11 protein-coding genes are annotated in these 11346 nt (G+C 63.7%); 10 read left to right on the top strand and 1 reads right to left on the bottom strand.

What is annotated here, in order from left to right; translation table 11 throughout:
- Positions 1 to 422 precede the first annotated feature (422 nt).
- The 7 genes from GWG67_RS13865 (at position 423) to neuB (ending at position 7880) form a co-directional block, all read left to right on the top strand.
- Complete coding sequence (locus tag GWG67_RS13865) at positions 423 to 1145, top strand: class I SAM-dependent methyltransferase (RefSeq protein WP_275169885.1); 723 nt, start codon at positions 423 to 425, stop codon at positions 1143 to 1145.
- A 55-nt stretch (positions 1146 to 1200) separates the two neighbouring features.
- Positions 1201 to 2058 carry a hypothetical protein gene (locus GWG67_RS13860; RefSeq protein WP_275169884.1) on the top strand — a complete coding sequence of 286 codons (858 nt, stop codon included), beginning with the start codon at positions 1201 to 1203 and terminating at the stop codon, positions 2056 to 2058.
- A gap of 24 nt (positions 2059 to 2082) precedes the next feature.
- Positions 2083 to 3285, top strand: coding sequence for an HAD-IIIA family hydrolase (locus tag GWG67_RS13855; protein ID WP_275169883.1), 1203 nt, complete (start codon positions 2083 to 2085; stop codon positions 3283 to 3285).
- A 133-nt stretch (positions 3286 to 3418) separates the two neighbouring features.
- Positions 3419 to 4438 carry an NAD-dependent 4,6-dehydratase LegB gene (locus GWG67_RS13850; RefSeq protein ID WP_275169882.1) on the top strand — a complete coding sequence of 340 codons (1020 nt, stop codon included), beginning with the start codon at positions 3419 to 3421 and terminating at the stop codon, positions 4436 to 4438.
- A 19-nt stretch (positions 4439 to 4457) separates the two neighbouring features.
- Complete coding sequence (locus GWG67_RS13845; protein WP_275169881.1) at positions 4458 to 5642, top strand: LegC family aminotransferase; 1185 nt, start codon at positions 4458 to 4460, stop codon at positions 5640 to 5642.
- Positions 5635 to 6813: a UDP-N-acetylglucosamine 2-epimerase gene (gene neuC / locus GWG67_RS13840; protein ID WP_275169880.1), complete on the top strand. Its 1179-nt coding sequence runs from the start codon at positions 5635 to 5637 to the stop codon at positions 6811 to 6813. Before GWG67_RS13845 ends, neuC begins: the two co-directional genes overlap by 8 nt.
- Positions 6810 to 7880 carry an N-acetylneuraminate synthase gene (gene neuB, locus GWG67_RS13835; protein ID WP_275169879.1) on the top strand — a complete coding sequence of 357 codons (1071 nt, stop codon included), beginning with the start codon at positions 6810 to 6812 and terminating at the stop codon, positions 7878 to 7880. Before neuC ends, neuB begins: the two co-directional genes overlap by 4 nt.
- Here neuB and GWG67_RS13830 read toward each other — a convergent pair.
- Entirely contained in the window at positions 7877 to 8488 is a 612-nt protein-coding gene (locus GWG67_RS13830) for an acetyltransferase (RefSeq protein WP_275169878.1), read from the bottom strand. The two genes, neuB and GWG67_RS13830, sit on opposite strands and share 4 nt — an antisense overlap.
- A gap of 196 nt (positions 8489 to 8684) precedes the next feature.
- Between GWG67_RS13830 and GWG67_RS13825 the strand changes: the two genes are divergently transcribed.
- The 3 genes from GWG67_RS13825 to GWG67_RS13815 are packed head-to-tail and all read left to right on the top strand — an operon-like array spanning position 8685 to position 11337.
- Complete coding sequence (locus tag GWG67_RS13825; RefSeq protein ID WP_275169877.1) at positions 8685 to 9734, top strand: nucleotidyltransferase family protein; 1050 nt, start codon at positions 8685 to 8687, stop codon at positions 9732 to 9734.
- The gene (locus tag GWG67_RS13820; protein WP_275169876.1) at positions 9731 to 10639 is read left to right on the top strand and encodes a Gfo/Idh/MocA family protein; all 909 of its coding nucleotides are present in this window, start codon (positions 9731 to 9733) and stop codon (positions 10637 to 10639) included. The genes GWG67_RS13825 and GWG67_RS13820 overlap by 4 nt, the downstream gene beginning before the upstream one ends.
- Positions 10636 to 11337, top strand: coding sequence for an acylneuraminate cytidylyltransferase family protein (locus GWG67_RS13815; RefSeq protein ID WP_275169875.1), 702 nt, complete (start codon positions 10636 to 10638; stop codon positions 11335 to 11337). Before GWG67_RS13820 ends, GWG67_RS13815 begins: the two co-directional genes overlap by 4 nt.
- Positions 11338 to 11346 lie beyond the last annotated feature (9 nt).

The raw sequence follows: 11346 nt of genomic DNA, 5'->3' as shown, positions 1-11346 counted from the left end.
TCGCGGAAGTCAGCGATTTGGCCTGTGCAACGCTGTCGCAGACCGTTTTCATCGCTGTTATCCCACTGAAGGAAGATTGGCGCACTGGTGGTCGTGCTCCTTGGAGGGCGTCTCGCCAGCGTCGGACGGCAGCTGCTGCAATTGGCATCATCTCCAGTGAGAAAAAATTGGCTTCATGCCGGGAGTTCCGACGAGTTACTCCTGCTCGTCCATACCGCCCGCGATGCAGTCCAGTCGAGAACAACCACCGATAGAAATCTGCGCTTCCGCGCCTTGCAACTAGCCCTAAGTGTCGGTAAGAGACCAGGAAACGGGCCAAATGGGTCGACAGGATGAGCATGACGATGAATGGCGCCGGAACGGCCGCGGATGCATCCTTCGGGCGAAAGCTGCGACATTTCGTTGGCCGGTTTCTGGTCCCAATGTCACCGGTCCTTTTGTCGCCGTGGCGGTATTTCACGCTTCTGCCGCCGATCTTCGCGATGCGGTTCCACTCGCGACGGCTCTACTGGCGGCTCACCGGTCATGGCCTGAAGCAGCTCGTCAAGGGCGGCGGCGTCGAGAGTGGCTTCGTTGCCGAGCAGGTGCTACCGTACAACCTCGGTAACATCAACATCATCAACCGCGGGCGGACCGAGCGCATCATTGCCCTGCTTCGCTCGATCCGGGGATTGAAGCTTCGCGCGTTAAATACCCTCGTCGTCGGCCCCCGCAACGAGGCCGAGTTAATGCTGCTGTCCTCGTACGGGTTCGATCCGGCGAAGCTGACCGCGATTGATCTGTTCTCCTATTCGCCGGCCGTGCGCCTGATGGACATGCACGACCTGAAATTCGCCGACGGCCATTTTGATGCCGTCTACAGCGCCTTCGTGATCACCTACAGCGACGACATTCCGAAAGCTGTTGCCGAAACCATTCGGGTCGCAAGAGACGGCGCTCTGGTGATCTTCGCCTTCGAGCACCTCACCGAAGGTGCGGGCAACCGCTTTGGCAAGAACAACCTCGGCAGCGGTCCGGACGACCTGCTCGCACTGTTTGGCGACCGTGTCGGCCACGTGTTCTGGAAGGAGGATTTCGAAAGCGAGGGCCGTTTCACGTCCTCGGTCGTATTCCGCCTGTCCAAACCCAAGAGCGTTGCTCACTAGATCAAAGGGGAGGCTCCGAATGCAGTCGCTTCGCAAGATGGCATCACGGGCGCGAATGAAAACGCGCGTCGCGATGTTCGGCAACAACCATTCGTTCAAGGTCAATCTGAAATACGCAGCCTACGAGAATACAGCGCGCCGCAGTTGGAAGCCGGAATCAAATCCGACGCCCGAGCAGCTTGCCGCCGCCGAGCGTTTCAAGACGAACGGCTTCGAAGTATTGCCGCCGCCCAGAGGCATGACCCCGGAGAAGCTGCGGGCGATCAAGGAAGCCGTCGACAAACGATTCGAAGAACAAAGCAACGGGTTCTCACTCGGTGTCGGCATGTCCCGGCTGATCGACGGCCTCGAAGTGATGCCCGAAATTGTCGACTTCATCGACGCCGATCTCGAAGCCGTGGTCGAAAACTACTACGGCAGCCACTTCAAGATCTTCGCGATTTCCTTCTATCGGACTCTGCCTACTCCGGACAAACCTGACTCGAGCTTCCTCTGGCATCTCGACAACTGCCCGAAGCAAGAAATCAAGCTGATGATCTATTTGGACGACGTGGTTGCCGACACGGGAGCGTTCAGCGTGAAGGACAAGCCTTTCAGCCAAGATTTGCGCAAAGAAGGATTCTTCGACCGCAAGCGCATCAACCAGTTCATCGACCGTCTGTCCGACACCAGCACGACGAAGGTTCTCGAGGGACCGACCGGAAGCCGGTTGCTGTTCGAGAATGGCGGATGCATCCACAAGGCCACCTCGCCCAAGCGCGAGCATCGCGATGTAGTGACCTTCGTGCTGATTCCGTCGGACATTCCCTGGCGTCCACATTTCGCCCGGCATCGCAATCTGCTCAGCACCAATGGCGGCATTTGCGTTGATCCCTTCAGGGACCGTCCCGAGCACGTCGGGTACCAATACTGAGGGATGGCTCCGCAGCACGCCGTCATGCCAACACAGGCCGTCATCCTCGTCGGCGGCCTCGGCACACGGCTGGGTGACCGCACCAGACTGGTGCCGAAGCCGATGCTCGATATCGGCGGACGTCCGTTTCTCGACACGCTGATCGACGAGATCGTACGCTATGGCGTGTTCGATGAAATTCTCCTGCTTGCGGGCCACAAGGCGGAGATCGTCGAAACGCACTACGCTGCGGCTTCGAGGGGACAGGCGCGAATCGTCGTGTCGCGCGAGACCGAGCCGCTCGGCACCGGCGGCGCGCTTGTGCATGCGCGCGATCTGCTGCACGAACGGTTCCTGCTGCTCAACGGCGACTCGCTGTTCGACTTCAATCTGCTCGATCTGATCGCGCGCTCGCAGCGTGGGCGCGTTCACATGGCACTGCGCGACGGCGTCGTCGGAGATCGCTACGGGCGCGTCGTGCTTGAGGGTGACGTGGTGCGTGACTTCATCGCCCCGGGTGCGGGCGCGACGGGGCCGGTCAATGCCGGGATCTACGTCGTGGATAAATCCGTTCTCGCCGACATCGCGACGCTTCCCGCCTCGCTCGAGCAGGACGTGTTCCCCGGCCTCGTCAAGTCCGGCGCACTGCGCGGCACGGCCTATCGCGGCTACTTCATCGACATCGGCGTTCCCGATGATTTCGCACGCGCCGATCGGGAATTGCGGGAGAAGCTGCGCCGGCCAGCAGTGTTCTTCGACCGCGACGGCGTGCTCAACCACGATTCAGGATACACTTTCGAGACGCACAAACTCGAATGGATCGAGGGCGCACGCGAGGCCGTGAAGGCCGTCAACGACGCCGGCTACTTCGCCTTCGTCATCACCAATCAATCCGGCGTCGCACGCGGCTACTACGAGGAGCATCACGTCGTCGCCCTGCACCGCTGGATGGCGGACCAGATGGCGCTGGTCGGCGCACACATCGATGCGTTCGAATATTGCCCCGATCACCCCGACGGCACCGTCGCAAACTATTGCCGCACGAGCGACCGGCGCAAGCCGGCGCCCGGCATGATCAATGACCTCGCACAGCGTTTCCCAATCGACATGACGCGCAGCATGGTAATCGGAGACAAGGACAGCGACATGGGGGCGGCGCAGGCCGCGGGCCTTGCCGGCCATCTGTTCGAGGGCGGAAATCTGGAGGCCTTCGTGAAGCAACGCCTGATCCCCACTGGGAACGCCTAGACGGGCGCCCAAAAGCGCTGCATCCCCGGGCATTTGACCGATATCGAACGGTGCTCTGTTGCACGCGACGGCCAGTGTGCTATAGCGCCATCTTGTTGCGAATACTGGCTTAATCGCCCTTTTGGGGTCCGGCATGGCAGATCTGAGGGACGCCCGCGTCCTCGTTACCGGCAGCGACGGCTTCATCGGTTCGCATGTCGTCGAGGAACTGGTGAAAGCCGGTGCCCGCGTCAAGGCAATCGTCTACTACAACTCCTTCAATTCCTGGGGCTGGCTCGACACGGTGCCGGCCGACATCATGACGTCGGTGGAGGTCGTGGCAGGCGACATCCGCGATCCGCACTTCATGATCGCGGCCGCGAGCGGCTGTACCGACGTGCTGCATCTGGCGGCGCTGATCGCAATCCCGTTCTCCTATGTCGCGCCCGACTCCTATGTCGAAACCAACGTGCGCGGCACCGTGAACGTGCTCCAGGCCGCGCGCATGGCCGGAGTGCGCCGCTTCGTGCAGACCTCGACCAGCGAGGTCTACGGCACGGCGCAGACCGTTCCGATCAAGGAGAGCCATCCGCTGGTCGGACAGTCGCCCTACTCCGCCTCGAAGATCGCCTCCGATCAGATGGCGTTGTCGTTCCAGGCCTCGTTCGATATGCCCGTCGTGGTAATCCGCCCGTTCAACACGTTTGGCCCGCGACAGTCGGCGCGCGCGGTGATCCCGACGATCATCAGCCAGATTGCGACCGGCAAGCGGAACATCCGCCTCGGTGCCGTCAGCCCGACGCGCGATTTCTCGTTCGTCACCGACACCGCGCGCGGCCTCATCGCGGGCCTTACGGCGCCTGCGGAGCAGGTCGTCGGCCAGACCATCAATCTCGGCAGCGGTTTTGAGATAGCGGTCGGCGCGACCGCGCAGATGATCGCCGATGTCATGGGGACGACTATCGAAATCGAAACCGACGAGGCGCGCCTGCGTCCCGCCAACAGCGAGGTCGAACGGCTCTGGGCCGACAATTCCAAGGCGCGCCAGCAGCTTGGCTGGAGCCCTGAATTCGGCGGTGTCGACGGCATGCGCCGCGGGATGATCAAGACTGTCGAGTGGTTCACCAATCCTGCAAACCTCAGCCGCTACAAGGCTGACGTCTACAACGTCTGAGGCGATGGTGGACAGTCCCGTGACCAGATCAGGTTTCGAACCCAAGACCATCGTCGATGCCGTACGGCGCGCTGTGGGAACACCTAACGGAATTCTCGGCCTGCACGAGCCGGTGTTCGCCGGCAACGAGATCGCCTATCTCGAAGAGTGCATCAAGAGCACCTTCGTCTCCTCGGTCGGGCCGTTCGTCGATCGGTTCGAGCGCATGCTGGAGGAAGTCACCGGCGCCAAGCGCGCGGTGGCCGTCGTCAACGGCACGGCCGCGCTGCATGCCTGCTTCCGCCTCGCCGGCGTCGAGCCTGGCGACGAGGTCATTTCGCCGGCGCTGACTTTCATCGCGACGACCAATGCGATCGCCTATTGCGGCGCAACGCCGCATTTCGTCGATAGCTCGCTCGTCACGCTCGGCATGGATGCTCGCGCACTCGCCACACGGCTCGACGAGATCGCCGAGCGGACGGCCAAGGGCGCCGTCAATCGCGAGACCGGACGCCGCATCGCCGCGATCGCGCCGATGCACACGTTCGGGCATCCGGTCGAGCTCGACGAGATTGCCGCGACCGCCCGCGAGTGGGGCATTGCGCTCGTGGAGGACGCCGCAGAATCGCTGGGCTCGACCTACAAGGGGCACGCGGTCGGATCGCAGGCGCGGCTCGCGGCGCTGAGCTTCAACGGCAACAAGATCGTCACCACCGGCGGCGGCGGCGCCATCCTGACCAATGACGAGGAACTGGGGCGCCGCGCCAAGCACCTGACGACCACCGCGAAGCTGCCGCACAAATGGGCCTTCATCCATGACGAGATCGGCTTCAACTACCGTTTGCCCAATCTGAACGCCGCGCTCGGCTGCGCGCAGCTCGAGCAGCTCGACGGTTTCCTGGCAAGCAAGCGCAAGTTAGCTGCAGCCTATCAGCGCGCCTTCGCGGATATTCCGGGGGTCCGCTTCTCGCGCGAGCCAAAGGACACCACGAGCAATTACTGGCTGAACGCGATCCTGCTCGACGAAACCCATGCCGATCGGCGCGACGATTTGCTCGCCGCGCTCAACGACGCCGGCTTCGGCGCGCGTCCGGCCTGGACTTTGATGCACAAGCTGCCGATGTTCGCGCAAAGCCCTCGCGGCGATCTGTCGACCGCGGAATCCATCGAACGTCAATTGATCAACCTCCCCAGCAGCGCCAGCATCAGGGTCCGCGATGAGTAGCGTCGCGCGAAAAATCTGCTTCGTCACCGGTAGCCGCGCTGATTTCGGGCTGCTGGTCTGGCCGATGCGCGCAATCCGCGAGACGCCCGGATTGACACTTCAGCTCGTCGCCACGGGCATGCATCTCGCACCGGAGTTCGGCTACACCTTCAACGACATCCGCGACGAGGGGTTCGAGGTCGACGAGCGTGTCGAGACGCTGCTCAGCAGCGACACCGGGGCCGGCGTCGCGAAATCGGTCGGGCTCGGCGTCATCGGCTTTGCCGATGCTTTCACGCGGCTAGGACCGGATCTCGTCGTCGTCCTCGGCGATCGCTTCGAGATGTTCGCGGCCGCGCAGGCGGCGATGTTCATGCGGCTGCCGATGGCGCATCTGTTCGGCGGCGACGTCACCGAGGGCGCGGTCGATGAGTCCGTTCGTCACGCCATCAGCAAAATGGCGCATCTGCATTTCACCAGCAATCCGGGCTCGACGCGGCGGCTGATACAGCTCGGCGAGCACCCCTCGCGCATTCACACCATTGGCTCGGTCGGCATCGATGCCATCAAGCATCTCGCCCTGATGGACTGCGACAGCATCGGTCGCGCGGTCGGAATGCCGCTCCGTGAGCGCAACGCGCTCATCACGTTCCACCCCGTCACGGTCGAGACCGGGCGCTCGATGGCCGAACTGGACGAGCTGTTCGCGGCATTGTCGGCGCTGGATCCCGCCTTTCATTTCGTGTTCACCCTCGCCAACGCCGATGCCGAGGGCCGCGCGTTGAACGCACGGATCGAAGCTTTTGCGGCGGGCCGGCCGAACACGATCGCGGTCGCCTCGCTCGGGCAGCTCCGCTATCTCAGCCTGATGAGCCATGTGGACCTGGTGATCGGCAATTCCTCGAGCGGCCTGCTCGAAGCGCCTTCCTTCGGCGTTCCCACGGTCGATATCGGCGACCGCCAGAAGGGACGTGAACGCGCCGCATCGGTATTTCACGCAGCGCCCGAGCGCAATGCAATCGCCGCCGCCATCTCGGCGGCGCTCCAGCGCGGCCATCAAGCCACCGTCAATCCTTACGGCGACGGCGAATCCAGCCGGCGATTTGCCGACATCGTCGCCGGCATCCCCGATTTCAGGCAGATTCTGGCGAAGGGCTTTTACGACCTTCCGGCAAGTGGAGCGCGGCCATGACGACGCACACGCTGATCATCGCGGAAGCCGGCGTCAATCATGACGGCAGCCTGGAGAAGGCGCTGGCGCTGATCGACGCGGCCGCCGACGCCGGTGCCGACATCGTCAAGTTCCAGACCTTCAATGCGAAGGCATTGGCGGGCGGTGCGGCGAAGAAGGCCGAGTATCAGCAGCGCACGACAAACGCCGCCGAGAGCCAGCTTACCATGCTGCAACGGCTCGAACTGCCGCAAGCCGCGCACCACACGCTGATCGCGCGCGCCAAGGAGCGTGGCATCGAGTTCCTGTCGACGCCCTTCGACGACGCGTCGCTCGCCTTCCTGCTGTCGCTGAACCTGCCGCGTATCAAGATCGGATCAGGCGATCTCACCAATGCGCCGCTGCTGCATGCGGCGGCGAAGGCCGGCGCGATGCTGATCCTTTCGACCGGCATGGCGACACTCGGCGAGATCGAGGAAGCGCTCGGCGTGCTCGCTCATGGCTACGGCCAACGCAACGATCCGCCCGGCATTGCCTCCTTCCGCGCGGCGTGGCGCGATCCGGCGGCACGCGCAATGCTCGCGCGGCACGTCAGCCTGCTCCATTGCACCACCGAATATCCCTGCCCCATCGCGGATGTGAACCTCGCCGCAATGGCCACAATGCGCTCCGCGTTCCAGCTCCCGGTCGGATATTCCGATCACACCGACGGCTTCGAAGTTTCAGTGGCCGCCGTCGCACTCGGCGCCACAACGATCGAAAAGCACCTGACGCTGGACCGCAACGCCACGGGCCCCGACCACGCGGCCTCGCTGGAGCCGGACGATTTCAAGCAAATGGTTGCGGCCATCCGCAACGTGGAGCGTGCTCTCGGCGACGGCGTGAAGGCGCCCAAAGAGTCCGAGATCAGGAACGTTCCAGTCGCGCGCAAGAGCATCGTGGCGGCGCGTGCGCTGAAGGCCGGCGAGACCATCGGCCCGGCCGATATCACCGCCAAGCGCCCCGGCGCCGGCCGTCCGCCGATCGAATACTGGTCACTGGTTGGGACGGCAGTGCCGCGCGCGCTCGAGCCGGACGATCCGGTCTAGCCTTGCGGCTTTGCCGGAATGCCGCGAAGGACGGACCCTGGCGGGCATGGCGCCGTGACCACCGATCCCATCGCCACCAGCGTGTCGTCGCCGATCGCAATGTGGTCCCTGACCCGGCTGCCGAGACCGACGAAGCAGTTCTCGCCGATCTTCGCGCCGCCGCCGACTACGGTTCCCGGCGACAAATGCGTGGAGTCACCGATCTGTACGTCATGCTCGACGACGACACCGGAATTGATGATGCAGTGATCACCGATCCGGCTTCGCGCATTGACGATTGCGCCGGGCATAATGACGGTGCCTGCACCAATCCCGGCCGAGGGCGAGACGATAGCGCGCGGATGAATCACGGTCGCCCAGCGCTCGACCTGCATGCAGCCGATCATCTGCCGGCGAGCGGGCCCCGCCTGCATCGTTCCGATCCCCATGACGAAGGCCGCGTCCGGATAGTTCGGCGCAGCGTCGTCGGTTCCGAGATAGCTGACGTCGCCCAGTGTTGCGGGCTGGCGATCGAGGAAACCGATAACCTTGAACTGGCCGGAGAACAGCGCCGCCTCGTAGACCATAAAGGCGTGTTCGCCGCCGCCTATGATGATGAGATCGTCCATGCCGATTCCCCTGCGCTGCACAACCTTAGCGGCGGGACGGCGGGTGTTCAAACCCTTGATTCGAACCGCGAAAAGCTGAGGTTAACAGGGCTGCCTTAGGAATGCGGTTGGGGTTGACGCCGCGTCTCGCAGCCGCGATATAGCAGACTTAAGCCGCGGGCGGCCCCGATATCCGGCGTATACGAGGCAGATTGCCATGAAATCCTGGCGTAAGGCCGTCGTTGGAACGCAGGCCACCGTGGGCGAGGCCATTGCCGCCATCGAGAGTGGAAGCATCCAGATTGCGCTCGTGCTCGACGACCAGAATCGCCTTTTGGGCGTGGTCACCGACGGCGATGTGAGGCGCGGCCTGCTGCGCGGCATCCCGCTCGCAGGACTTGCGACCGACATCATGAGCCGTGCGCCGGTGTCGGCTCCTGCGGCACTGCCGCGCGAGGATCGCCTGCAGCTGATGCGGCAGAAGTCGATCAAGCAACTCCCGCTCGTCGACGAGGGCGGGCATCTTGTCTTGGTCGAGACCCTCGATGAGTTGCTCGAACCGCGCCACTATCCCAATCCGGTCCTGATCATGGCGGGCGGCCTCGGCGAACGCCTGGGCGCGCTCACGCGCGAGGTGCCGAAGCCGATGCTCAACGTCGGCGGCCGGCCGCTGCTCGAGACGATCGTTCGCAACGTCGTGCAACAGGGTTTTGGCAACATTTTCATCTCGGTCAACTACAAGGCCGAGACAATCAAAGACTACTTCGCCGACGGCACCGCCTTCGGCGCCAATATCCAGTACGTACACGAAACGGAACGCCTGGGGACCGCAGGCGCGCTTGGCCTCTTCCCGACGCCACCGGCTCTACCGATGATCGTCACCAACGGCGATATTCTCACCACGATTGACTACCGAGCTCTTCTCGACTTCCACAACGGAACGCCGGCGGAAGCGACGATGGCCGTCCGCGAGCACAAGGTGCACGTACCGTACGGCGTGGTTTCCACGTCGGAGGGCTTTCTCGATGCCATCCGCGAGAAGCCGACCGAGAGCTGGTTCGTCAGTGCTGGCATCTATGTGATCGGCAGCTCCGTCTTTCGCCATGTCGCGCCGGGAGTCAGCGTCGATATGCCGACCGTGCTGGAGCGCGTGATCGCCGGCAAGGGACGCGTCGCGGTCTATCCGATCCGCGAATACTGGCTCGACATCGGCCGCCTGGAGGATTTCGAGCAAGCGCATGCGGAATTTCACGAGGTCTTCCCGTGACATCGAAAACCGCCGTCGTGGTCGGCCTCGGCTCGATTGGCACAAGGCATGCGCGCGTCCTGCGAGAGCTGGGGCTTCGCGTCGTGACTGTCAGCCGTCGCGAAGGCGGCGACTATAGCTCGATTGCGCAGGCCATCGCCGGCGCACATCCGGATTATGCGGTGATCGCCACCGAGACTGCGCGCCATGCCGACGATCTGCAAGAACTCGCGCGGGCCGGCTTCCATGGCGAAGTCCTTGTCGAAAAACCGCTATTCGCAGCGCCGGCACCGCCGCCGAAATATCCGTTTTCCCACGTCAGCGTCGGATACAATCTCCGCTTTCACCCCGTGATGACCGCGCTGGCCGAAAGCTTACGCGGGCGCGAAGTGATCACGGTCGCCGCCTATGTCGGCCAGGACATCAGGGACTGGCGCCCCGGCCGCGATCATCGTGCGACCGCTTCCGCCACCGCCGACGCCGGCGGCGGCGTGCTGCGGGATCTCAGCCACGAGCTGGATTATCTCTTGTGGCTGTTCGGACCGTGGCATCGCGTCGCGGCGCTCGGCGGCGCGTCCGGCGCGCGCGATATCGACGTCGACGACCACCTCGACCTGCTGCTCGATATGCAGCGGGCACCATCGGTCCACGTCCACATGGACTATCTCGATCGCCAGGGCATCCGCCGTATTCGCATCAACGTCGACGACGACACCATCGAGGCCGATCTCGTCGGCAGCCGGCTTGCGATCAACGGCAAGATCACCGAGATCCCCAGCGAGCGCGACCAAACCTATCGCGACATGCATGTCGCGGCGATGGATGGCGCGAGTCCGGCCTGCTCTCTGCCCGAGGCGCTCGGCGTCGTACATCTGATCGATGCCAGCGAGCGCGCTCTGCGCACCAAGACCTGGATATCGCCATGAGTCTCCTCTGCACGATCTGCGCGCGAGGCGGCTCGAAAGGGGTCGTCGGCAAAAATGCGCGCGAGCTCCTGGGCAAGCCTGTGCTCGCATGGAGCATCGAGCAGGCGCGCGAGACCGGCCTGTTCGACGCGATCGCCTTCAGCAGTGATTCTGACGCATTGCTCGATGCGGCACTGAAGGCGGGCGCCGACATCGCCGTGAAGCGTCCGGACGAGATGGCGACGGATACCGCGCCGAAGCTGCCGGCGATCCGCCATTGTCTCGAGCAGGCCATCGCGCAAACGGGCAAGACGCCCGAGATTTTCGTCGATCTCGACGTCACCTCGCCGCTCAGGCTCGCCTCCGACATCGCCGGGGCGGTGGCACTGCTGCGCGAGAGCGACGCCCGCAATGTCATCACCGGCGCGCCGGCACGCCGCTCGCCCTATTTCAATCTGGTCGAGCAGCGCACCGATGGCAGCGTTGGCCTCTCCAAATCCGCCAATCCTCCAATCACGCGCCGGCAGGATGCGCCGCGCTGCTTCGACATGAACGCGTCGATCTACGTCTGGCGCGTCGCATCGTTTCTGGCGCAGCCCGCCGTCTTCTATCCGGACACACGCCTGTTCGAGATGCCGGAAGAGCGCTCGATCGATATCGATTCTGATCTCGACTTGGCGTTGGTGGAGCTGTTGCTGCGCCAGCGACTGCCGGCCTGAGGGGGCCTA

It is taken from the genome of Bradyrhizobium sp. CSS354 (genome assembly GCF_029051725.1).
Taxonomy (GTDB): Bacteria; Pseudomonadota; Alphaproteobacteria; order Rhizobiales; family Xanthobacteraceae; genus Bradyrhizobium.
Note: the sequence above shows the minus strand (reverse complement) of the source record. Positions and strands in the feature narration are given on the sequence as shown.